Annotated in this window: 23 protein-coding genes and 4 pseudogenes; 21 read left to right on the forward strand and 6 right to left on the reverse strand. The window is 30.3% G+C overall.

The window, feature by feature from the left end; translation table 11 throughout:
* The 3 genes and pseudogenes from ACXQH5_RS05085 to ACXQH5_RS05095 form a co-directional block, all read left to right on the forward strand.
* The coding region (locus ACXQH5_RS05085) for a G5 domain-containing protein (protein ID WP_153158725.1) at positions 1–534 on the forward strand (534 nt) is incomplete at its 5' end.
* 381 nt (positions 535–915) lie between these two features.
* Positions 916–2104, forward strand: a pseudogene (locus ACXQH5_RS05090) (MFS transporter).
* Complete coding sequence (locus ACXQH5_RS05095) at positions 2085–2318, forward strand: hypothetical protein (RefSeq protein WP_000946334.1); 234 nt, start codon at positions 2085–2087, stop codon at positions 2316–2318. Before ACXQH5_RS05090 ends, ACXQH5_RS05095 begins: the two are co-directional and overlap by 20 nt.
* Positions 2319–2425: 107 nt before the next feature.
* Here ACXQH5_RS05095 and ACXQH5_RS05100 read toward each other — a convergent pair whose 3' ends face one another.
* The 3 genes and pseudogenes from ACXQH5_RS05100 to ACXQH5_RS05110 all read right to left on the reverse strand — a co-directional run bounded on the left by ACXQH5_RS05100 (position 2426) and on the right by ACXQH5_RS05110 (position 5235).
* A complete protein-coding gene (locus ACXQH5_RS05100; RefSeq protein ID WP_001838708.1) occupies positions 2426–2734 on the reverse strand; it encodes a hypothetical protein in 309 nt (102 codons plus the stop codon).
* A gap of 143 nt (positions 2735–2877) precedes the next feature.
* Positions 2878–3144 (reverse strand): SaeRS system activator ScrA, encoded by a 267-nt coding sequence (scrA, locus tag ACXQH5_RS05105; RefSeq protein ID WP_000678764.1) that lies wholly within the window; start codon positions 3142–3144, stop codon positions 2878–2880.
* Positions 3145–3427: 283 nt separating this feature from the next.
* Positions 3428–5235 (reverse strand): annotated as a pseudogene (locus tag ACXQH5_RS05110) (phospho-sugar mutase).
* Between the two features lie 116 nt (positions 5236–5351).
* Between ACXQH5_RS05110 and ACXQH5_RS05115 the strand changes: the two are divergent.
* From ACXQH5_RS05115 to ACXQH5_RS05170, 12 genes and pseudogenes are all read left to right on the forward strand, one after another.
* Positions 5352–5744, forward strand: a complete 393-nt coding sequence (locus ACXQH5_RS05115) for a (deoxy)nucleoside triphosphate pyrophosphohydrolase (RefSeq protein WP_000755953.1) — start codon at positions 5352–5354, stop codon at positions 5742–5744.
* 1 nt (position 5745) lies between these two features.
* A complete protein-coding gene (locus ACXQH5_RS05120; protein WP_000088729.1) occupies positions 5746–8607 on the forward strand; it encodes a DEAD/DEAH box helicase in 2862 nt (953 codons plus the stop codon).
* Between the two features lie 308 nt (positions 8608–8915).
* Positions 8916–9674, forward strand: a complete 759-nt coding sequence (locus ACXQH5_RS05125) for a tandem-type lipoprotein (RefSeq protein ID WP_000581911.1) — start codon at positions 8916–8918, stop codon at positions 9672–9674.
* A 106-nt stretch (positions 9675–9780) separates the two neighbouring features.
* A complete protein-coding gene (locus tag ACXQH5_RS05130; RefSeq protein ID WP_001838707.1) occupies positions 9781–10557 on the forward strand; it encodes a tandem-type lipoprotein in 777 nt (258 codons plus the stop codon).
* 109 nt (positions 10558–10666) lie between these two features.
* Positions 10667–11452, forward strand: a complete 786-nt coding sequence (locus ACXQH5_RS05135) for a tandem-type lipoprotein (protein WP_000972274.1) — start codon at positions 10667–10669, stop codon at positions 11450–11452.
* Positions 11453–11709: 257 nt separating this feature from the next.
* A complete protein-coding gene (locus tag ACXQH5_RS05140) occupies positions 11710–12504 on the forward strand; it encodes a tandem-type lipoprotein (RefSeq protein ID WP_000581871.1) in 795 nt (264 codons plus the stop codon).
* On the forward strand, positions 12491–13816 hold the full coding sequence (locus ACXQH5_RS05145; RefSeq protein WP_001044252.1) for a membrane protein: 1326 nt from the start codon (positions 12491–12493) through the stop codon (positions 13814–13816). Before ACXQH5_RS05140 ends, ACXQH5_RS05145 begins: the two co-directional genes overlap by 14 nt.
* A complete protein-coding gene (locus ACXQH5_RS05150; protein WP_000495498.1) occupies positions 13816–14142 on the forward strand; it encodes a hypothetical protein in 327 nt (108 codons plus the stop codon). The genes ACXQH5_RS05145 and ACXQH5_RS05150 overlap by 1 nt, the downstream gene beginning before the upstream one ends.
* 2 nt (positions 14143–14144) lie before the next feature.
* A complete protein-coding gene (locus tag ACXQH5_RS05155; RefSeq protein WP_000521958.1) occupies positions 14145–14432 on the forward strand; it encodes a hypothetical protein in 288 nt (95 codons plus the stop codon).
* A 316-nt stretch (positions 14433–14748) separates the two neighbouring features.
* Positions 14749–14856: pseudogene (locus ACXQH5_RS05160) on the forward strand (Csa1 family protein); the annotation flags it as partial.
* A gap of 108 nt (positions 14857–14964) precedes the next feature.
* Positions 14965–15762 (forward strand): tandem-type lipoprotein, encoded by a 798-nt coding sequence (locus ACXQH5_RS05165; protein ID WP_001824586.1) that lies wholly within the window; start codon positions 14965–14967, stop codon positions 15760–15762.
* Positions 15763–16322: 560 nt separating this feature from the next.
* Positions 16323–16514, forward strand: a complete 192-nt coding sequence (locus ACXQH5_RS05170; RefSeq protein WP_001224379.1) for a hypothetical protein — start codon at positions 16323–16325, stop codon at positions 16512–16514.
* Positions 16515–16652: 138 nt separating this feature from the next.
* Here ACXQH5_RS05170 and ACXQH5_RS05175 read toward each other — a convergent pair whose 3' ends face one another.
* A complete protein-coding gene (locus ACXQH5_RS05175) occupies positions 16653–16838 on the reverse strand; it encodes a hypothetical protein (protein ID WP_001791851.1) in 186 nt (61 codons plus the stop codon).
* Entirely contained in the window at positions 16774–17055 is a 282-nt protein-coding gene (locus tag ACXQH5_RS05180) for a single-stranded DNA-binding protein (protein ID WP_000220938.1), read from the reverse strand. Before ACXQH5_RS05180 ends, ACXQH5_RS05175 begins: the two co-directional genes overlap by 65 nt.
* Positions 17056–17354: 299 nt before the next feature.
* On the opposite strand from ACXQH5_RS05180, the gene ACXQH5_RS05185 reads away from it, so the two are divergent.
* The 6 genes and pseudogenes from ACXQH5_RS05185 to ACXQH5_RS05210 all read left to right on the forward strand — a co-directional run bounded on the left by ACXQH5_RS05185 (position 17355) and on the right by ACXQH5_RS05210 (position 21365).
* Positions 17355–18050, forward strand: coding sequence for an SDR family oxidoreductase (locus ACXQH5_RS05185; protein WP_000217461.1), 696 nt, complete (start codon positions 17355–17357; stop codon positions 18048–18050).
* A gap of 251 nt (positions 18051–18301) precedes the next feature.
* Positions 18302–18724: a DUF1433 domain-containing protein gene (locus ACXQH5_RS05190; RefSeq protein ID WP_000162197.1), complete on the forward strand. Its 423-nt coding sequence runs from the start codon at positions 18302–18304 to the stop codon at positions 18722–18724.
* Between the two features lie 471 nt (positions 18725–19195).
* Entirely contained in the window at positions 19196–19615 is a 420-nt protein-coding gene (locus ACXQH5_RS05195; RefSeq protein WP_000914135.1) for a DUF1433 domain-containing protein, read from the forward strand.
* Between the two features lie 17 nt (positions 19616–19632).
* Positions 19633–20051, forward strand: a pseudogene (locus ACXQH5_RS05200) (DUF1433 domain-containing protein).
* Between the two features lie 17 nt (positions 20052–20068).
* Complete coding sequence (locus tag ACXQH5_RS05205; protein ID WP_000162194.1) at positions 20069–20488, forward strand: DUF1433 domain-containing protein; 420 nt, start codon at positions 20069–20071, stop codon at positions 20486–20488.
* Positions 20489–20942: 454 nt separating this feature from the next.
* Positions 20943–21365: a carboxymuconolactone decarboxylase family protein gene (locus ACXQH5_RS05210; protein WP_001146762.1), complete on the forward strand. Its 423-nt coding sequence runs from the start codon at positions 20943–20945 to the stop codon at positions 21363–21365.
* A gap of 111 nt (positions 21366–21476) precedes the next feature.
* Here the strand turns inward: ACXQH5_RS05210 and ACXQH5_RS05215 are convergent, their stop codons facing one another.
* The gene (locus tag ACXQH5_RS05215; RefSeq protein ID WP_000202040.1) at positions 21477–23015 is read right to left on the reverse strand and encodes an AbgT family transporter; all 1539 of its coding nucleotides are present in this window, start codon (positions 23013–23015) and stop codon (positions 21477–21479) included.
* Between the last annotated feature and the right edge of the window lie 192 nt (positions 23016–23207).

The following is a 23207-nucleotide window of genomic DNA, read 5'->3' on the forward strand; positions in this document are numbered from 1 at the left end:
GAAACGAAAACAGTAGAAATACCGTTCGAGACAAAACGTGAATTTAATCCAAAATTACAACCTGGTGAAGAGCGAGTAAAACAAGAAGGACAACCAGGAAGTAAGACAATCACAACACCAATCACAGTGAACCCATTAACAGGTGAAAAAGTTGGCGAGGGTCAACCAACAGAAGAGATCACAAAACAACCAGTAGATAAGATTGTAGAGTTCGGTGGCGAGAAACCAAAAGATCCAAAAGGACCTGAAAAACCAGAGAAGCCGAGCAGACCAACTCATCCAAGTGGCCCAGTAAATCCTGACAATCCAGGATTATCGAAAGACAGAGCAAAACCAAATGATCCAGTTCATTCAATGGATAAAAATGATAAAGTTAAAAAATCTAAAATTGCTAAAGAATCAGTAGCTAATCAAGAGAAAAAACGAGCAGAATTACCAAAAACAGGTGTAGAAAGCACGCAAAAAGGTTTGATCTTTAGTAGTATAATTGGAATTGCTGGATTAATATTATTGGCTCGTAGAAGAAAAAATTAAAATAATTCATATTTAAATAATAGTTGTTTCGCACTTACTATATTTAGTTTGTTAAAAACAACCTAGAATATGATGAAAATGATATACACCCCAAAAGTTGGATTGAAAGACCTAACTTTAAGGGGTGTATTTTTGTTATAAATTTGATTTTTTGATAATATTTTCATATTTAATATAATCATAATTAGTAGAATATAACCTCTTAGTAGTCATTTTTGGGGTTATGTATGGTGTTTCAAGTAGTATGTATATTTCGAAATAACTGATATTTAACTGACTAAATTATATTAGAATTAATTGCGCTTTGGATAAAGAGAGTTTAGAAGAAGGTCTAAAAAGGCTGGTGGATGCATTCAATTATTTTTATGAGAGGTGATAAATATGTTGTACTTAGAAGTTTTGAAAAATAGAAACTTTACATATTTATTGATTGGTAATTTCTTACGTCGGAGTTGCTTTGTGCTGTTTTCGTTGCAAATAATTTGGTTTACCGTTGAATTGACAAACCAATCATCTTTAAAATTATCAATGATGGTTATGAGTCAAACACTACCATTTATTATATTTGGTATTTTCGGTGGCGCATATTCTGATAAACATAATAAAAAGAAAATACTTTATCTATCTGATCTTATACTAAGTTTGATTATAATTATTATTCCTTTACTTGCAATAACATCAAATTTAAATTATCTGACGCTTCTAACCATATCTACAGCTATCACCATTATTAACTGCTATACGGATCCTGCGTTTAGGGCAATTCTTCCTGAAATTATTGAGGAGGAGCATTTAGCAACAAGTAATGCGTTAATCGATAGTTTGCAAAGAGGCTCAAATATTATTTTACCTGCTTTAATTGGTGTCATTGTAATACTAGTTGGTAATGTTGGCGTCTTTTTTATTTGCAGTATATTGCTATTTTTAGGATTTATTTTTAATGCACTTTTAAAATATACAAATAACAACATGATTGATAGACACTCAAAAAAAGAATTTTCTGAAACTTGGGAATTCTTGAAACAATCTAAAGAAATTCCATTTATCATTATCATTCAATTTGCCTGCATAATGATTAATACTGGCCTTTGGCGTGTTGCATTACCATTGTTTATTTCTAATATATTAAAAGAGGACGTTGGTGTATATGGACTAGCTACATCATGTTTAGGTATTGCGTCTTTACTAATGTCATTGATTATGGGTTTGCTGTCAGAAAAACGATTAATCTTTAAATTTAGTATTGGTGTTTTAGTTTGGGGGATTGGCTTATCGATAATTAATGTGTTTCCAAGTATGGCGATATTATATATAGGTGCAACTTTAGTGGGACTTGGACAATCTATAGAGGGACTAACAAGATCAGTTGCCATTCAAATAAAAACGCCAAATCATTTGATGGGGAAAGTATTTAGTATCTCATCTACATCGAATTACGCAGCGGATACATTGTCTTTAGGACTGATAAGTTTAATTATACCTTTACTAAGCTTAAGTAATATATTTATATCAGGAGGTGCAATTATTTCAATGCTTAGCTGGGTTAAGGTTTGTTAAGAAGTCTATGTAAACATAATAGAATTTTAATCAATGCTATTAAGGTGGGAATTGAAATGAAATATAAAATTAGTTTGGCTTATAATTTAGCAATTATAATAGGGTCGCTAATTATATTATGTATACTAATATCTAGAGGTTATGATATTTATGTAATCTTGATTCCAATTTTGACTATTTTAGCTAGTTTAATCAATTTAATTTGTGATATTAAAAAGCATAAATGATTCTATATTAATGCAACTTTGTATTCATACAAGGTTGTATTTTTTTCGCAAACAATTGCTTACTAACAGCGTACCATTAAATCTAACCAACACACTATCGCAAACATTTATGGGTATTTTGTAATTTTATACAAGCAAACGTAGAATAATGCGATAAGAAATAATGCTATCGTTAAAAATAAGAATGCTAATGCAATAAAATCATATTCAAAGCTTAGAATTGAAGACATTAAAAATACGGCACTCAAACTTATACATAGCGTAAATATATATGCAATTTGGTTCTTGTGTTTATCTGCAATGGTCGTTTGATTTATAAAAGAGATTAGTGTGAAATCTTTAGTTATTGCGACATAAATGCCTATTATAACTATACTGATACAGAACACGATAGAAACTATGATGTTGACGGTCATTGTTGCACCTTCCCGATAGAATATAATGTACTGTCTTTTAGTAATGGATGTGTTTCTTATATATGTATGTTTCTAAAAAACAGTACGTTTTTATCAATTTTTAATTTATTAGTTGAATGAATGGGGTTATGAAAAAGGAAGTTTTAATCTTTTGTCATGAAATAAATGGGATGAATATCACGACTAGAAGTAATGTTACGAACAGGAGCGTATAAATCTAGAGACGCTAAATTCGACATAGTATGTTGCTCAATTATGGCTGATGATGAATTTAAAGTATGTGCGTTGGAACTGTCGGATTTTTGTTCATAATGTTTTGCATATTGCGCCATGATGAATAGTGTAAAAATAAATAAAACAATAAGAGATATAATGCCCATAATCAAAAGTATTTGTTTAGAGCCTTTCATTATTTCACATCCTTTCTAAAATATATTTGTAACTAAATTTAAAATAGTTATTTTTGTAATTCTAAACCTTTTTCATCGCGAAAACAATTAAATAGGTCGCGGTATTAATTATTATATTATTACCGCTTAATATGAAAAATACATGAAAATTAATTTTCTAATATACTTTTGAAAAATTATTACAAATTAGCCCCTTCAAAACGCGAAAACATAAGGATTCTAGTTTCAAAAGGGCTGATAAGTATAAAATGAAATGTAATATTTCGATGTATAAAATTTTTAATTAGCTAAAAATCATCGCATTAATTTTTTGAGCTACATCATCAAAATTCGGACATTTTAACGACACATATAATTTAATTTTAGGTTCAGTACCAGAAGGACGTAAAGCGATAAATCCTTCGTCAAATAAGACACGAATAACATTTGATTTAGGAGAATTAATCTGCGACGTTGTATCTTTATCCAACTGATAAACCTCGCTAGTTAAATAATCTTCAATTGCTTTCACTTTCAGTCCTTGAATCTCTTGCGGTGGATTTGAACGGAAATGTGTCATAATTGATTCAATTTTTTTCTTACCTTCTAATCCTTCTAGCGTATGCGAGAATAATGTATCCTCATGTCTACCAACAGTTTGATAAATCTGTTCTAATTCATCTTTCAATGTTTTGCCATATAATTTTAACTCAGAAGCGTATTTTATAATGAGTGGCACAATTTGTACGGCATCTTTATCACGTACAAAAGGTTCTGATAGAAAACCGTAACTCTCTTCAAAGGCGAAAATCATATTTTGATGATCGTCCAGTTGTCTTATTTCCTGAGCAATAAATTTAAAGCCCGTCAGCACCTCTTTGTATTCAACATTATTATAGCGTGCTAATGACTTTGTTAACTCACTACTTACAATAGATTGAATCATTAAGCGGTGACGTAATTGAGACGTTTGTTGAATACGATAATTAAGTAACAGCGCACCAATTTGGTTGCCATTAAAATACGTGATATGACCATGTGCATCACGTTCAGCAATACCAAGTCGATCCGCATCAGGGTCAGTTGATATTAATAAGTCTGCATGACTTTTATTTGCAAGTTCGACTGCTTGATCAAAAGCGCGATGATCTTCAGGATTAGCACTTTGAACTGAGCTGAAATTCGGATCAGGTTTACATTGTGCTTCTACAAGATTAAATTGATTGAAATTCAAAGATTTTAATAACTTAGGTACAATCGGAACACTTGTACCATGCAAACTAGTGAACACAACTTGTAAATCAGATTTAGGAATATAACCAATCATATTTTGAACATGTTTAATGTAATTTTCTGTTACAGATTTAGGTAATGGTTTGATATATGATGAATTGTGTTTTGAAAAAGATATATCAATCTGTAATGGATTGCCAACGTCTTCAATATAGCGACTTACAAGTTCTGATGCATCTGTTGATAGTTGCGCGCCATCAGAACCATATACTTTAATGCCGTTATAGTCTTTCGGATTATGACTTGCTGTAATCATAATGCCAGCAGTAGTATTAAGATTGCGCACCGCGAACGATAATTCCGGTGTCGTTTTATATGTATCAGGTAAATAAACTGTTATTTGATGGTTTGCTAATACATTAGCAATAATTTGGGCGAATTCAGTTGAAAGATGTCTAATATCATAATGAATGACTATTGTTGGATTGTTTGTTTGGGCATTTAAATAACGCGCTAAACCTAATGCCAATTTTTCAATAGTAAACTTATTAAGTCGACCTTCACCAAGACCGAATTTTCCGCGTATACCCGCAGTACCAAACGTTAATTTACTTTCAAAACCTTCTCGCTGTTCAATGTCAGATTGCTGCTCATAAAAATGTTTAACTAAACTATCATTAGCTCTTTCTATCCATAATTCTTTATCCATTGTTGCTAAACATCCTTTCAAAATCTCAGTTAGACTTAATAAAACATGAAAACTAAAGCCCTTACATTTATGTAATGAATTATAAAGAAATACGCCCCAAAAGTAAAAAACACAGCCCCAAGACAATACTTTTCACAAGTATTATATAATAGATGTGTATGAAAATGCATGGAGTAGAGTGTGCATGTGAATGTAAAATATTAATTTTTAATATTGCTTTATATATAGTTTTGTAATTTTTGATAGAATAACAATTAAGATGATTTTAATTTGAAGGGTGAGTCTTATGAAAAAAGTAATCAATGTAGTAGGAGCTATTATTTTTTCTGATAACAAAATTCTTTGTGCACAGAGAAGTGAAAAAATGAGTCTGCCTTTAATGTGGGAATTTCCTGGCGGTAAGGTTGAAAAGAATGAAACTGAAAAAGACGCTTTGATTAGAGAAATTAGAGAAGAAATGAAATGTGATCTAATTGTTGGTGACAAAGTTATAACTACAGAACATGAATATGATTTTGGCATTGTTAAGTTAACAACATACAAATGTAATTTGAACAAGGAGTTACCAACTCTAATTGAACATAAGAGTATTGAATGGTTGCCTATAAATGAACTTGATAAATTAAATTGGGCTCCAGCAGATATACCAGCCGTTAATAAAATTATGACTGAGGGATAATATGAGTAGATTACTAAATGATTTCAATCAATCTTTAAAAAAAGGTTTTATAGACAAAGATATTCCTCATAAAGGGAATTATACACCGAAGCTTTTAGTAAATAATAAAAATGAAAAAGTTCTTTCAACAATTATAGATGAACTTCAAAAATGTGAAACGTTCTATTTTTCTGTAGCTTTTATAACAGAAAGCGGGTTAGCCAGCTTAAAGGCTCAGCTATTAGATTTAAGCAATAAGGGTGTTAAAGGGAAAATATTAACATCAAATTACTTAGGGTTTAATAGTCCTAAAATGTATGGAGAATTACTTAAATTAAAAAATGTAGAGGTAAGATTAACTGATATTGCTGGATTCCATGCCAAAGGATATATTTTTGAACATAAGGATTATAGTTCTATGGTAATAGGAAGCTCTAATTTAACATCGAATGCGTTAAAGGTTAATTATGAGCATAATGTTTTACTGTCTACTATGAAAAATGGGGATTTGGTTGATAGTGTAAAAAATGAATTTGACTTGTTATGGCAAAACAGTACCCCACTGACTCAGCAATGGATTAATTCATATAAAGAATCATTTGAGTACCGCTCCTTAGAAAAATTGGCGGAGGTTGAACAAACTCAAATGCTGCTAGCTGATAAGGTGAAAAAATCAGTGGAAATTGTACCGAATTTAATGCAAGCAGAAGCATTAAGGTCATTAAAAGCTATTAGGGATAAAGCCAAAGATAAGGCGTTAATAATATCTGCAACTGGTACAGGTAAAACGATTTTATGTGCATTAGATGTTAGAGAAGTAAACCCTAATAAATTTTTATTTATTGTTCATAATGAGGGGATTTTAAATAGAGCTAAGGAAGAATTTAAAAAAGTATTACCTACAAAAAATGATAGTGATTTTGGATTGTTGACAGGCAAACATAGAGATGTCGATGCCAAATATTTATTTGCAACCATTCAAACATTATCTAGAGATGATAATTTTAAGCAATTTGATGAAAATGAATTTGATTATATTGTTTTTGATGAAGCACATCGTTCTGCTGCATCTACTTATCAACGAGTATTTAATTACTTCAAACCTAAGTTTATGCTGGGAATGACTGCAACACCAGAAAGATCAGATGAATTAAGTATATTTGAAATGTTTGATTATAATATTGCTTATGAAATAAGGTTACAAGCAGCATTAGAAAGTGATATTTTATGTCCATTTCATTATTTTGGTGTGACTGATTATGTACATCAAGGTATTAAAGAAGATGATGTAACTAAACTGAGATATTTAACTTCTGATGAAAGAGTTAATTATATTATTCAAAAGACAGATTACTATGGATATTCAGGTGAAATTTTACAAGGATTAATTTTTGTAAGTAGCAAAAAAGAAGCTTATGATTTAGCGGATAAACTAAGTTCAAAAGGGATTAAAAGTGTTGCTTTAACAGGAGACGATAGTGTTAATTATCGCCAAATTGTAATAGAAAAATTAAGAGAAGGTAAGATTAACTATATTATAACTGTAGATCTATTTAACGAAGGTATTGATATTCCAGAAGTCAATCAAGTTGTAATGCTGAGACCAACTGAGTCTAGTATTATATTCATTCAGCAACTTGGTAGAGGGTTAAGAAAAAGTGCAAATAAAGAGTATGTTACTGTAATTGATTTTATTGGTAATTATAAGACCAATTATTTAATTCCGATTGCGCTTTCTGGAGATCAATCGCAAAATAAAGATAATTATAAGAAGTTTTTAACGAATAACGATTCGATTAATGGAGTATCTACAATTAATTTTGAAGAAGTTGCTAAAAAACAGATTTACAATTCATTGGATGCAGTATCATTGAATCAAAATAAATTATTATTAAAAGCTTATGAAGAAGTTGAAAATAGATTGGGACACATGCCGTTACTAATGGATTTTATACAACAACATTCTATAGATCCAAGCGTTATATTTTCTAAATTTAGTAATTATTACGAGTTTTTAGTATGGTATAAAAAAATAGATGCTTTATTGACGGAAAATGAATCTAAAAATCTGGTTTTCTTTTCAAGGCAAATAGCACCTGGATTGAAAAGAATCGATAGTTTAGTTTTAGAAGAACTTTTAAAAAATGAATTAACATATGATGAATTAAAAAATAAAATGTTGAACGAAGTTAAGGATATAACAGAAGATGATATAGATACTTCATTAAGAATTTTAGATTTTTCATTTTACAACGCAGGAATTGAAAAAATCTATGGAAGTCCCATTATAGAACGTAATGAAAGAATGATAAGACTAAGCGATGCATTTACTAATGCTCTAAGTAATCAAACATTTAAAATATTTTTAGAAGATCTTATTGAATTATCAAAGTATAACAATGAAAAATACCAAAAAGGTAAAAATGGACTGATTTTATATAATAAATATTCAAGAGAAGATTTTAGTAAAATATTTAATTGGAGTAAAAATGGTTCGTCTGTAATCATGGGATACATGATAAGAAGCCAAGAAATGCCAATATTTATCACTTATGATAAGCATGAGGATATAAGTGATAGCACAAAATATGAAGATGAATTTTTAAGTCAAGATGAATTAAAATGGTTTACTAAATCTAATAGAACGCTAAAATCAAAAGAAGTTCAGAAAATTTTGTCCCATAGAGCAAAAGGAATTAAAATGTATATTTTTGTACAGAAAAAAGATGATGATGGTATATATTTTTATTATTTAGGAACTGCTGGATATATAGAAGGTTCAGAGAAGCAAGATAAAATGCCGAATGGTTCAAACGTAGTAACTATGGATTTAGCACTCGATAAAGCTGTAAGAGATGATATATATCGCTATATAACAAATTAATGTAAACCGAAAAATGAATGTTAGTAAAGATGTATTTAAACATCAATTTTAATAAGTAAAGACATTGAGTTTCAGTGTTATTATTTTAAATATAAGCGCAATTTATCTTAATTAATTAATTAGTTGGTTAGGCCAATAAAAATTATAAAGATATTTGCGCTTTTTAAATAATTTGTGATGTTGATATGTGAAAATACAACTAACAATTAAAAGCCAAGAGGATTTAATCATAAAATTCCCTCTAGTATTATTAATATTGGAATTTGAACTTAACTTTGCATCAAAAATAAAAATGGGGATGTGAAATGATGATTCATTCAAAAAGGTTGAGGCTCTGGCTGTATTTAGTATTATTAGCTGTTTTTATTAGCGCGTGTGGTATGAAAGAAGAGAAACAAATCAAAGAAAGTTTCAATAAAACATTAAGTTTGTATCCAACCAAAAACCTTGAAGACTTTTATGATAAAGAAGGCTTTAGAGATCAAGAATTTGAAAAGGGTGATAAAGGTACTTGGATTGTTGATTCCGAGATGGTAATTGAGCTAAAGGGTAAAAAAATGGAATCTAGAAGTATGGTGCTCTATATAAATTGTAATACTAGAACAACGAAAGGTAATTTTATTGTTAGAGAATTGTGGGAAGATAGTAAAGGGTATGCACAAAGTAAAGAAAAAAAATATCCAGTCAAAATGGAACATAATCAAATTATCCCAACGAAGCCTATACAAGATGACAAGTTGAAAAAAGAAATTGAAAACTTTAAATTTTTTGTACAATATGGCAATTTTAAAGATATTAATGATTATAAAAATGGTGATATTTCATATAATCCTAATGTGCCAAGTTATTCCGAAAAATATCAATTGAGGAATGATGATTATAATGTGCAACAGTTAAGAAAAAGATATGACATACCAACGAAACAAGCACCGAAACTGTTATTAAAAGGCGATGGTGATTTAAAAGGCTCATCTGTAGGGTCTAAAGAGTTAGAATTTACTTTTGTCGAAAATAAAAAAGAAAACATCTATTTTTCTGATAGTATTAATTTCAAACCTACTGAATAGGGTTAATAGAAGTTTGGAATGAAAATTTCATAAAGTGTTAAAAAAATTTTCTCTTTTGTTGCATAAATTAAAGATTGAGTCAGTATTAAAAATATAAGGTGGAGAAATGATGATTCATTCAAAAAGGTTAAAATTGTGTCTATGCTTGATAATACTATCTGTTTTTATAGGGGCTTGCGGAATGAAAAAAGAAGAAAGTAGTAAAGATAAACAAATTAAAGAAAACTTCACCAAAACGTTGAACCTGTATCCAACTAAAAATCTTGAAGACTTTTATGATAAGGAAGGTTTTCGTGACGAAGATTTTGATAAAGGAGATAAAGGGACTTGGATAATTCACTCTAAAATGACAATAGAAACAAATGGAAAGAATATGGAATCCAGAGGCTTGGTCCTGTATGTAGACCGCAATACTAGAACGACAAAAGGTGAATTTATTGTGAGAGAATTATGGGAAGATAAAAAAGGATACTCACGTAGTAAAGAAAAAGAATATCCAGTAAAAATGGAACATAATAAAATTATCCCAACCAAACCGATAGCTGATGATAAATTAAGAAAAGAAATCGAAAACTTTAAATTCTTTGTACAATACGGTGACTTTAAAGATATTAATGATTATAAAAATGGTGACATTTCATATAATCCAAATGTTCCAAGTTATTCCGCAAAATGTCAATTGAAAAACGATGACTACAATGTGAAGCAACTTCGAAAAAGATATAATATTCCAACCAACAAAGCTCCGAAACTATTATTAAAAGGTGATGGTGATTTAAAAGGATCATCTATAGGACATAAAAATTTAGAATTTTCTTTTGTAACAAGTAAAGAAGAAAACATCTATTTTACGGATAGTATTAATTTCAAACCTACTGAATAGGGTTAATAGAAGTTTGAAATGAAAATTTCATAAAGTGTTAAAAAATTTTTCGCTTTAGATGTGTAAATTAAAGATTGAGTCAGTATTAAAAATATAAGGTGGAGAAATGATGATGCATTCAAAGAAATTAATGCTCGGTATATGTTTGGTATTACTCATTATATTGATTGTAGGTTATGTCATTATGACAAAAATAAATAGTCGAAGCGCCCAAATTAAAGACACATTTAATCAAACATTAAAATTATATCCAACCAAAAATCTTGAAGACTTTTATGATAAAGAAGGCTTTCGTGACGAAGAATTTGAAAAAGGAGATAAAGGTACTTGGATCATTTATTCTGAAATGGTTATCGAGCCAAAAGGGAAAAATATGGAAACGAGAGGAATGGTGCTTTATATCAATCGCAATACTAGGACAACAAAAGGTAATTTTATTGTCAATGAAATTACAGATGATAACGATGGTAGACCCATTGATAATAAAAAGAAATACCCTGTAAAAATGGAACATAATAAAATCATACCAACAAAACCTATAAAAGACGAGGAGTTAAAAAAAGAAATTGAAAACTTCAAGTTTTTTGTACAATATGGCAACTTTAAAGATTTTAAAGATTATAAAAATGGGGATATTTCATACAATCCAAACGTACCAAGTTATTCGGCAAAATATCAATTAAGTAATGACGATTATAATGTCCAACAATTAAGAAAAAGATATGATATACCGACTAAAAAAGCACCAGAACTATTGTTGAAAGGTGATGGCGATTTAAAAGGTTCATCCATAGGCTCTAAAGACTTAGAATTTATCTTTGTACAAAATAAAAGAGAGAATATCTATTTTACAGATTCGGTTGAATTTACTCCAAGCGAGGATGATAAATCGTGAGTCAAACTGAATAGGGTTAATAGAAGTTTGGAATGAAAATTCCATAAAGCACTAGGTAAAAGATTATAACGATAACTCTTAAAATTAATAATAAATCACAGAAACTTTATCTTTTGATTTAATTGTTTTATAATTCTGATAAGAAGATTTAAAATACAAAATAATTACAATTAAATTCATTTGTTCAAAACAATTTTTCGTTTTAGTTGTAAATATTAAAAACTGAGTCAGAATTATAAATATAAGGTGGAGAAATGATGATTCATTCAAAAAAATTAACGCTCGGTATATGTTTGGTATTACTCATTATATTGATTGGAGGTTGTATCATTATGACAAAAATAAATAGTCGAAACGCCCAAATTAAAGACACATTTAATCAAACATTAAATGTGTATCCAACCAAGAATCTTGATGATTTTTACGATAAGGAAGGCTTTCGAGATCAAGAATTTGATAAAAGAGATAAAGGGACTTGGATTATTAATTCTGGAATGTACATCCAATTAAAAGGAGGAGCCTTAAAATCCAGAGCGATGGTACTTTACATCAATCGTAACACTAGAACAGCTAAGGGATATTTTTTAATAAGTGAGACAACAGAAGACAAAAAAGGATACGTTCATAATAAAGATAAAAAATACCCTGTCAAGATGGAACGTAATCGAATAATTCCAACGAAGCCCATAACGGACGAGAAGTTAAAAAAAGAGATTGAAAACTTTAAGTTCTTTGTACAATATGGGAATTTTAAAGATTTTAAAGATTATAAAGATGGGGATATTTCATACAATCCTAACGTACCAAGTTATTCCGCAAAGTATCAATTGAATAATGATGATTATAATGTCCAACAATTAAGAAAACGATATGATATATCAACCAAAAGGGCACCTGAATTAAAATTGAGAGGATCTGGCGATTTAAAAGGCTCATCCGTAGGTTCTAAAGAACTAGAATTTAACTTTGTAAGAAATAAAGAGGAAAATGTGTATTTTTCTGATGGTATTAATTTCAAACCTACTGAGGAAATGAATCATGAACAAAACTAAATATCAAATAAATTCTGACAATATAAAGAGTAACTCTGAAGAAACAAGCGCAATATCTAGTATAAGTTATGAAATAGAAAACGCAAATAATAACGATTTAAATAATGCAAGTATTCAAACGCAAATAGAAATATTAAAATCACAAAATAGTTTCCCTAAAAATCTTTCATATCTTAAAAGTTATACGGACCCCAAAACAGGTACGACTACAAGCGCCTTTTTAAATAAAGACACTGGCAAAGTTACTTTAGGTATGACAGGTACTAATGTACACAAAGACGCAATATTAAAACAAACATTTGGTGTTCCTTCTTATCAAGGATATATAGATGCGAGTGAAACGCTAAAGGATATTGGGGCCGATGTCAATATTGGCCTTCATTCCGTCACAGATAAAGATCCACATTATAAAAATACCCAAGACTTTATCAAAAATATCAAAAAAGACTATGATATTGATATTATTACCGGACATTCGCTGGGCGGTAGAGATGCGATGATTTTAGGTATGAGTAATGATATTAAACATATCGTTGTGTATAATCCAGCTCCATTAGCGATCAAAGATGTGAGCGGCCTTTATGCCGATCAAGAAGAACTTAAAAAATTGATTGAAAAGTACGATGGTCACATTGTAAGATTTGTGTCTGATGAAGACGAATTAGATGCAGGTGTCCGCAATCATTTATATGAAACTGCTGGAGAAAAAATAGTACTTAAAAATGGAGAAGGCCATGCAATGAGTGGTATTTTAATGAGCAGAACACAGGCTATAATCTTAGCTGAATTAAACAAAGTTAAAGGCTACCAAGACGAAAATAATAAAGCATTAAAATCCGTTCGTAAACAAACGAGGCATAGATTACATAAAGTAGAGACGTTAAGAGCGAATTGGATTCAAACAACGGGTGGATCACTCTCTTCCTCCCAACAACAATTATTAGAAGCTTTAACAGCACTAACCATTGCCGAAGGCTTAAATCAATTAGTGAATGAAGAAAGCCAACATTTGAAAAAAATGTATCACGCGATGGCACATAAATTTGGAGACAACTGGAAAAAAGCGCAAGAAGTTGGAAATGAAATTGGTGAAAAAATAACCTCTGAAGAGGTTATAGATGAATTAAGAAAAGGTGGCGCGTATGAAAGTAAACTTGAAACAGATCCCAAAAGAAAAATTGATGATAAGATAAAGAAATTAAATGATGTTTATAAAAATTGTAATGGCTATATCGCAAAAATTAAACAGAGTATCGAAGCAATTGTTTCTAATGACCAAATGTTAGCGAGCCAGATTGATGGGATGATGTAATGTTTACTACGTATAAAAATATTAATGAACTTGAAAATGCCTATGATGAAGAAAGAAAACAATTGAATGATGCATTCAATCAAATTGATGAATTAAGACATCAAACACGCAAGAAATGTGAACAAATGTATGATCATTTCTTATATCTCAAACATAAAATGAATTATAGTGAAGACGCTATGATCAGGATGACACGTATTATAGAATCTTTCGATAGAGAAACGAATCAACGTATCCGACATCACGAAATGAAATTAGAAGATTATAAAGATGAGTTAAGAAGAGAATATCTAAAACAATCTGACAGAATTGAAGGAGATGAATAAGCGTGGGACTTGATTTTAGTGGTTTACCAGATTTAGCAGTATTGGAACAAATGAAGGAAAAAGAACAGATTAGTGAGGTTATTGCGCCTGAACATGTTCGTATGCATCATGATCATCAAAATAAGCTGAAAAGTGATGAGAAAATATTACTTGACCAAATGGTAAGTCATTTCAAAAAATTTGAAGATGATTTTAAAAATGCGGCACAAGGGGCTTGGGTGAAAAATGCCACAGACGAATTAAAAGATATTAGTAATGATTTAGAAAAAATTCAAGATATTAAAGTATAAAAAGGTATTAATAAACACAATAAGTATATAATCCATTTAATAATAAATGAATTATATAGTTCATAATTTCGACTATAAGTGGCTATTAGCCATTATTTTTCGGGATCTATGTCAAATCGGACTAATGAATTCAATAATGGAAGTTAAGCAACCAATCTTTGTTTAACTTCTTTTTTATTTTTTGGAAAATAAAGTTTTGAACATAATAAAATTTGATTATGTTTTAACGAATTTTGATGTTTCTTGAACTATATATCATCTAGTCGTCATTTACAATTGGTAAATATGACTTCAAACTGTATGAAGGTGATGGCGATTAAAAGGCTCATCCGTAGGTTCTAAAGAACTAGAATTTAACTTTATAAGAAATAAAGAAGAAAATGTGTATTTTTCTGATAGTATTAATTTCAAACCTACTGAATAGAGTTAATAGAAGTTTGAAATGAAAATTTCATAAAGTGTTCAAAATAATTTTTCGCTTTAGTTGTATAAATTAAAGATTGAATCAGTATTAAAAATATAAGGTGGAGAAATGATGATTCATTCAAAAAGGTTAAAATTGTGTCTATGCTTGATGATACTATCTGTTTTTATTAGCGCTTGCGGAATGAAAAAAGAAGAAAGTAGTAAAGATAAACAAATTAAAGAAAACTTCAACAAAACGTTGAGCTTGTATCCAACCAAAAATCTTGAAGACTTTTATGATAAAGAAGGCTTTCGTGACGAAGAGTTTGAAAAGGGTGACAAAGGCACTTGGATAATTCACTCTAAAATGATTATTGAGACAAATAATAGCAATATGGAATCTAGAGGAATGGTGCTCTATATAAATCGTAATACTAGAACAACGAAAGGTAATTTTGTTGTTAGAGAAATAACCGAGGATAGTAAAGGGTATTCACATAGTAAAGATACAAAATATCCAGTGAAAATCGAACATAATAGAATCATTTCAACCAAACCGATAGCTGATGATAAATTAAGAAAAGAAATTGAAGACGTTAAGTTTTTTGTACAATACGGTGACTTTAAAGATATTAATGATTATAAAGATGGTGACATTGCATATAATCCAAATGTACCTAGTTATTCAGCAGAATATCAATTGAATAACAATGACTACAATGTGAAGCAACTTCGAAAAAGATATAATATTCCAACCAACAAAGCTCCGAAACTATTATTGAAAGGTGATGGTGATTTAAAAGGTTCATCAATAGGATCAAAAAATCTAGAATTTACCTTTGTAGAAAATAAAGAAGAAAACATCTATTTTACAGATTCAGTTGAATTTACTCCAAGTGAGGATACAAGGTATGAGTCAAACTGAATATCAAATAAAACCTGGTAATATAACAAGTAACTCTGAAGAAACAAGTTCGATATCTAAAGTGAACTGTGAAATATAGGTAGTCATTTCAAAAAATTTAAAGGTGAATTTGATAATGTAGCTCAAGGGGATTGGGTTAAAAAGGCGAAGAATGAACTGGATGATATTAGTAAGAAGTTAAAAAATATTCAAAAAACGGAAATTTAATATTCTAGCTGATTCCAGAAGCTAAGACAGCATGCGTTCATTCATGCCATTATTAATATAATCACCACAACAAAAAAGCTTCTAATGTGATATTGGAACCTCAAATTCCGTATCATGTTAGAAGCTTTTAATGTCTAAAGAACACCTACATTTTATCATATTTTCTTACTTATTAAACTTTTATATAATTAACTATTTCTTAATTTTCCAAAATAGTGATAAATTTGTGAAATACATCACAAACCCCTTTATTTATTTGGAAATTCATGTAATATTAGTCTTGTAAGAAGTTAATAAATAGAGAGAGACGAGAGAGTTTATATAAATAATATATAAACATTGGAGTGATGATTATGAGAAAAGAGATTGAAGCGCTTATTTTCTCAGACGTAAGTAGCTATGATATTTACGTGAACACTGGTGTAAACCAAGGATTAATTGGTGACATCAAAGATGGTTACTTAACTATTGATTCTATGCCTTACATTGATGCTGAGCGTTTGTATCACTTTGCTATGGAACGTAAATCGTTAGTCACTAACTAGTTCTTATTGCCAATGATTACTACCCCTAGTCGGCGGCAATTGAAGTGTGATTGATGTAACTTGCCCTCGTTGGTGAGCAATTGAGGGCAGACCCCTTTAATTAAGTAAACCCTAACTCCCCACAAATCTGGAACGATACTAAAAGCCACGTCCTATATTGGATGTGGCTTTAGTCATGCTTATATTATTTTTAAAACGATTACCTACAAGATTTACATATAAAATTCTATCATGTCTGCTATATATAAACGAAATGATATTAGAATCCTTCATTTTCAACTTGTTTAAAATTACGTTTAATGCCGTTATAAGAATATACAACATTATATAATTTTACTTGGGCGTCATGGACACTTGAGAAGGGCATTCTTACATCGTCCATATTTTTAACTTCGTGTCGAAATGCTTTTTCAGCTTTTTGTCTTTCTGCAAGCGACATACTTAGCCATTCTTCTTTGCTAAATAAATCCTCAAATCTAAAATCAAATGCAGTTCTTTTACTTTCTGCTCTCAGTGCTAACACACGCTCATGATATGTCACAATAACTCCCCCTTTTCTAACAGCCTTGCCATTGTTTACTAATACTTATAACTTTAGTACTAACTTTCGACTTTTACAATAAAGAAGTGACAATTTTTCAACATTTTTAAAAATGAAAAATATGAACAACGATCATTTGTATATTTCGAATAACTTAAAAATGTACTTTATCAGCAGAAATAAATCGAGTTAGTATAACCAGCATATGAATTGTGATACGCTTTTTAAAAGTATAAATAGTAATATGTACTTATGATTTACCCTGAAAAAATAAAAAAGAATCAAAGGAGTCGATCATTATGACAGTATTAACAGATAAAGTAGCAGTAGTTACAGGTGCAGGTAGTGGTATTGGAGAAGCAATTGCAACTTTGCTACATGAAGAAGGTGCGAAAGTCATCTTAGCCGGTAGAAATAAAGATAAACTACAAAATGTGGCGAATCAATTAGCTCAAGATAGTGTGAAGGTAGTGCCAACAGATGTAACGAAAAAAGAAGAAGTCGATGAATTGATAAAAATTGCACAACAAACATTCGGTGGTTTGGATATTGTTATCAATAGTGCGGGGCAAATGTTATCGTCTAAGATTACTGATTATCAAGTAGATGAGTGGGATAGTATGATTGATGCGAATATCAAAGGCACTTTATACACGGCACAGGCTGCATTACCAACTATGTTAGAACAATCAAGTGGCCATCTTATTAACATTGCATCTATTTCTGGCTTTGAAGTAACGAAAAGCAGTACGATTTATAGTGCGACGAAAGCAGCAGTTCACACTATTACTCAAGGATTAGAAAAAGAGTTGGCAAAGACAGGCGTTAAAGTAACAAGCATTTCTCCAGGAATGGTAGATACAGCAATAACTGCCGCATACAATCCAACAGATCGTAAAAAACTTGAACCACAAGATATTGCAGAAGCAGTATTATATGCATTAACACAACCAAAGCACGTTAACGTGAATGAAATTACAGTGCGTCCTGTATAAAAAGGTGTTTGAGGTGTGGGAGATAGACATTTAATGTAATAGCTATCGGTTTTGTTAATATTAGTAAGGCAATAATGATATAAAAGCATGATAGGAAATTATTCCTTGCATAATTCTCAGTAACTGGTGATTTTAACAATCGAGTGAGTGAAGGCGACGATATTAGTGTTATGATTTATAATCTATAATGTTCATAATTACAGAACTATAAAAACTTTTTCATTTTTCACCACATTTTAGGAATTGCTTTAATGACCAAAAAACATGTTTTTATAATTATTGGTGTTATTTTATGTATATGTATAGTTGCTACAGTCATTTATTTAAAAGTGAAATATGACGAAAAAGAAAAGCAAAAAGCAATTTATTATAAAGAACAACAAGAGCGTATTACACTTTATCTCAAGCATAACACTAAAGAACCGAATACGATCAAATCTGTACACTTCACAAAGTTGGAAACAAGTCCTATGGGAAGTGCAGTGATTGAAGGATACATCAATGAAAACAAAAAAGCTGATTTTGTTGCATATGGGTCACTAGAACATCATTATCAATTTGGTGGAAGTTTGATCAAAAGTAAAAATTTAAGCACGTTATTAAAACCAGCACATCAAACCAAAACACCTGATGAGATAAAAAAGGAATTAGAGTCTAAAAAGAACGACCGCTAAAACTATGCGGTCGTTTTAATTTTGCTTTCAAGTTAATCATACTTACACATAAAAATGAAAAGTTGAATTTTTAGTACAATTTTCACTGTATTTATCTGTTAACCACTTCATAACCGCAATATTCCGATGATCTTAGATGAACTTTATATCAACACTTTTAATTGCTTAATGTTTATCAAATATTGTATTTGAATCTTCGACAGAATAAAACTCGAAGTCTAACAAGTGATTCGAATTTGTCTCTGCAAATATTAAATACAATTAATTGGTTTTGAGTCTATAAGTTTTAGCAACAGGTGATAGACCTGCTCCCTTTAATCCGTTAAACTTAGCTTGATATAAACATACAATTTTAAATATAGTATTTCTTCATTACTAAATAGCTACTTTTACTTTTTAAGAGTGTGTTATGTAGTATCATAATTATGTAAACTGTATAAAATTCCACCGCATTTTAGGAGCTGGTGATATATGTTGAAAAAGAAAATTTTAATATTAACTAGTATTATGTTAATTATATTAATTATTATTGTGTGTGTCTATTTAAAAATTAAAATTGATGAAAAAGAAAAACAAAAAGCAATTTATTATAAAGAACAACAAGAGCGCATTACACTTTATCTCAAGCATAATACCGAAGAACCCAATAACATCAAATCTGTACATTTCACAAACTTGGAAACAAGTCCTATGGGAAGTGCAGTGATTAAAGGATACATCAATGAAAATAAAGAAGATGATTTTGTTGCCTATTCTACCCCGGAAAATGACTTTCAATTTAGTGGTGATTTAATTAAAAGTGAAAGATTAAGTGAATTACTAAAACCAGCACATGAAAGAAAATCACCAGATGATATAAAAAAAGAACTAAATAAAAAGAAGAGTCACTAAAGTTAGGAGTTACTTTAATGTCCAAAAAACACGGTTTTATAATCATTGGTGTTGTTTTATGCGTATGTATGCTTATTGCAGGTATCCATTTTAAAATGAAATATGACGAAAAAGAAAAACAAAAGGCAATTTATTATAAAGAACAACAAGAGCGCATTACACTTTATCTCAAGCATAATACTATAGAACCGAACACGATCAAATCTGTACATTTCACTAACTTGGAAACAAGTCCTATGGGAAGTGCTGTGATTGAAGGATACATAAACGAAAACAAAAAAGATGATTTTGTTGCTTATGCTACACCTGAACATAATTATCAATTTGGTGGCGCTATGATAAAAAGTGAAGGAGTAGATAAATTATTAAAACCAGCACATGAAAGAAAGTCACCTGATGATATAAAAAAGAACTAAATAAAAAGAAGAATCACTAAAATTTGGAGATGGTTTAATGACCAAAAAACATGTTTTTATAATTATTGGTGTTATTTTATGTATATGTATAGTCGCTACGGTCATACATTTTAAAATGAAATATGATGAAAAAGAAAAACAAAAAGCAATTTATTATAAAGAACAACAAGAGCGCATTACACTTTATCTCAAGCATAATACCAAAGAATCCAATACCATCAAATCTGTACATTTCACAAGTTTAAAAAGAGGACCTATGGGAGATGCAGTAATTGAAGGTTACATCAATGAAAACAAAAAAGATGATTTTGTTGCATATGGGTCTCCAGAACATAATTATCAATTTGGTGGAGATATGATAGAAAGTGAAAAATTAAGTGAATTACTAAAACCAGCAAATCAATTAAAATCACCAGAAAAAATCAAAGAAGAATTAGATAAAAAAGAAGGCCACTAGGGTCTTCTTTATTTTTGATTTAATCTTCCAATAATCTATTTCATTGCTATCGAAGGTGTTTCGCAATTAATATCAATCACCTCATCATCACCAATACTTCGCCAGTTTTTTACAGTACATTAACACAAGTAAACCCCATTAATGTAAATGAAATAATAGTTTGACCATTATAAAAACATTATATACCGAATAACAATGGCGATGACGTGATTTATTGACATTATCAAATTTTCTCAAATGTGTGTGATTTTTTATAAAAAAGGGTAGAGCAAGGTATAATATCCTTTCAATCTGTTTTCATATTTTATATATTTTTTAAATATAAGCGCTAAATGTTTTAACTAAAGCACAGATTGACAAGATGTTATACAGAATTTCAAATTCTATCAAATATTGTTCGAAGTGTAGTATCACTGGATTGATATTAAACAATGTAAAGAAGGAGAGATTGCAAATGCCGTATAATTACAAGAAACAAAATGGAGAGTTAATGTCTGTAATGAGCCAAGGTGAAAAGTTTATTCATCAATCACCCGTTAATGATGAACTTAGTGCATTGATTAAGTTATTAATTTCTAAAATTAACGGTTGTCATTATTGTGTTGATATCCATAAAAAAGAATTAAAGGAATTGGGTGTAACGCAAATGAAAATTGATGAAGTCTTGAGTTTTAGACATTTAGATTTATTTACTGATCAAGAAAAAGTGACGCTTGAATTTGCAGAAATGTTAAATTCAATCAAAGACTTTAAGAAGTTTGAAATTATTGACCGGCTAAAATCATTTTATGATGAAGAACAAATTATTGATCTTGTCTTTGTTGTAAACCAAATTAACGGTTGGAACAGACTAAATATTATTAGTGATAAACTATAATTGTTCATATAAATACAGAGTTTCATCTCGAACGCTATATCATAACAAATCATGCCACTATACAGGTCAAATCATGTATAGTGGCATTTTAATTTATCCCCTTGAGTGCTGTTATTTAACGAATATCGGTCCACCTGGTCCAACAGGGATACCTAATAAGAACCAAATAATGACAAATACTGTCCACACAATACTTAGCGCGATTGAATACGGCATTAAACTAGAAAGTAAGGCTCCGAGTTTCATGCGTTTATCGTATTTTTGTGCATAAGTTAATAGTAAAGGTAAGTACGGCATCATCGGTGTAATTGGATTGGTAATTGAATCTCCTACACGGTAAATGACTTGTGTAAATGCGGGGTGAAAGCCGATAAGGATTAACATTGGTACGAATATCGGTCCTAAAATACCCCATTTAGCCGATGCGCTTCCGATTAACATGTTGACCATTGCACTCAGTACAATAATACCTAGTATCAATACAATACCGTTTTGATGTTCTAATAATTTGGCACCTTTAACAGCAGCGATAATTCCTAAATTACTCCACTTTAAATATGCAAGTAGCTGTGCTGCAAAAAACACAATAACGATAAATGTTCCCATTGATCCTACAGCATCGCCGAACATTTTACCTAAGTCTTTTGTATTTTTAATTTCTTTGCTTAAAATCCCATAAACTAATCCAGGTACTAAAAATACAACAAGAATAATTAATCCGACACCGTTAATTAATGGCGCATCGTCTAGTAAGCTGCCTGTTTTAGCATTTCTTAAAAAGCTATGTTCAGGAATAGCTGTAATAATTAATAAAATAATTGTGACTATGAAACTGATATTTGCCCATTTTAAAGCATGTGCTTCTTTGTCAGTAATATGTGAAGACGTTTCTTCATGATCATCATGCATTAAACGATCATCATATTGACCTAACCTAGGAATAATCAGTTTAGTTGTAACTAGCAATATCGTAGGAAGTAATACAACGACACTCGCTGCGATAAAGTACCAGTTCATAGCAACGTTTGTTTTAATAGATTCTGAAACGATACGTGTTGCTGGTTCTGTAAATGAATAGACCAAAGCATCTTGCATACCAACAACTATATTTGCGGCAAAGCCACCTACAGCGGAAGCATATGCCATCGTTAGTCCAGCGATAGGGTGATAGCCAATTTTAATAAAAAGCATCGCTGCGAGCGGCGGCAAGATAATTGTAGCAGCATCGCCGGCTGTACTACCTAAAATACCAATTAATATAATAGTCGGTAAAATTAAGAAACGTGGTGCGCGATTCACAACAGAAATCATTAACTTGTCGAAGTATCCTGTTTTCTCTGCAACACCAATACCAATCATCACTGCTAGTACTAAGCCTAATGCTGGGAACTCTGAGAAATTTTTAATCGTATCATTCATTATCATCGTAAATCCATCATGGCTAATTATATTTTTAATATAAATGGTTTGATGCGTACCTGGATGCTTAACAGATACATTAAATAATGAGATAACCCACGTCATAATGGCTAAGCCCACACACATTAAAAAGAATAAGACGCTAGGATCTGGCAATTTATTTCCAATTTTTTCAACACTATTCAAGAAACGATTGACGATAGACCCCTTTTGTTGATGTTTTGATGTCATCAATGATTCCCCCCCTTTGTTAAATATTTAAAGTGTAACAAAAAATACTCTCAAAAGTAACAATTTTCAGAAAATGAAAAATCTAATATTGTTAAATATTTTGAGTTATTCAATAGAAATTCTATAGCAGAGAGTAGCTAAGACTGCCTGGAGACTTAGCTATAAGGTTTATGAAGCATTGAACAGTGGAAA

Source organism: Staphylococcus sp. SA22 (assembly GCF_054165785.1).

Excerpts from the sequence above, each read along its gene's own strand:
- ACXQH5_RS05175 (WP_001791851.1), bottom strand. The coding sequence starts at position 16,838 with ATGTTGTATATTCTTATAACGGCATTAAACGTAATTTTAAACAAGTTG.
- ACXQH5_RS05130 (WP_001838707.1), top strand. The coding sequence starts at position 9,781 with ATGATGATTCATTCAAAAAGGTTAAAATTGTGTCTATGCTTGATAATA.
- ACXQH5_RS05205 (WP_000162194.1), top strand. The coding sequence starts at position 20,069 with ATGACCAAAAAACATGTTTTTATAATTATTGGTGTTATTTTATGTATA.
- ACXQH5_RS05150 (WP_000495498.1), top strand. The coding sequence starts at position 13,816 with ATGTTTACTACGTATAAAAATATTAATGAACTTGAAAATGCCTATGAT.
- ACXQH5_RS05215 (WP_000202040.1), bottom strand. The coding sequence starts at position 23,015 with ATGACATCAAAACATCAACAAAAGGGGTCTATCGTCAATCGTTTCTTG.
- ACXQH5_RS05120 (WP_000088729.1), top strand. The coding sequence starts at position 5,746 with ATGAGTAGATTACTAAATGATTTCAATCAATCTTTAAAAAAAGGTTTT.
- ACXQH5_RS05170 (WP_001224379.1), top strand. The coding sequence starts at position 16,323 with ATGAGAAAAGAGATTGAAGCGCTTATTTTCTCAGACGTAAGTAGCTAT.
- scrA (WP_000678764.1), bottom strand. The coding sequence starts at position 3,144 with ATGAAAGGCTCTAAACAAATACTTTTGATTATGGGCATTATATCTCTT.
- ACXQH5_RS05100 (WP_001838708.1), bottom strand. The coding sequence starts at position 2,734 with ATGACCGTCAACATCATAGTTTCTATCGTGTTCTGTATCAGTATAGTT.
- ACXQH5_RS05140 (WP_000581871.1), top strand. The coding sequence starts at position 11,710 with ATGATTCATTCAAAAAAATTAACGCTCGGTATATGTTTGGTATTACTC.
- ACXQH5_RS05210 (WP_001146762.1), top strand. The coding sequence starts at position 20,943 with ATGCCGTATAATTACAAGAAACAAAATGGAGAGTTAATGTCTGTAATG.
- ACXQH5_RS05185 (WP_000217461.1), top strand. The coding sequence starts at position 17,355 with ATGACAGTATTAACAGATAAAGTAGCAGTAGTTACAGGTGCAGGTAGT.
- ACXQH5_RS05145 (WP_001044252.1), top strand. The coding sequence starts at position 12,491 with ATGAACAAAACTAAATATCAAATAAATTCTGACAATATAAAGAGTAAC.
- ACXQH5_RS05165 (WP_001824586.1), top strand. The coding sequence starts at position 14,965 with ATGATGATTCATTCAAAAAGGTTAAAATTGTGTCTATGCTTGATGATA.
- ACXQH5_RS05195 (WP_000914135.1), top strand. The coding sequence starts at position 19,196 with ATGTTGAAAAAGAAAATTTTAATATTAACTAGTATTATGTTAATTATA.
- ACXQH5_RS05125 (WP_000581911.1), top strand. The coding sequence starts at position 8,916 with ATGATTCATTCAAAAAGGTTGAGGCTCTGGCTGTATTTAGTATTATTA.
- ACXQH5_RS05115 (WP_000755953.1), top strand. The coding sequence starts at position 5,352 with ATGAAAAAAGTAATCAATGTAGTAGGAGCTATTATTTTTTCTGATAAC.
- ACXQH5_RS05135 (WP_000972274.1), top strand. The coding sequence starts at position 10,667 with ATGATGCATTCAAAGAAATTAATGCTCGGTATATGTTTGGTATTACTC.
- ACXQH5_RS05190 (WP_000162197.1), top strand. The coding sequence starts at position 18,302 with ATGACCAAAAAACATGTTTTTATAATTATTGGTGTTATTTTATGTATA.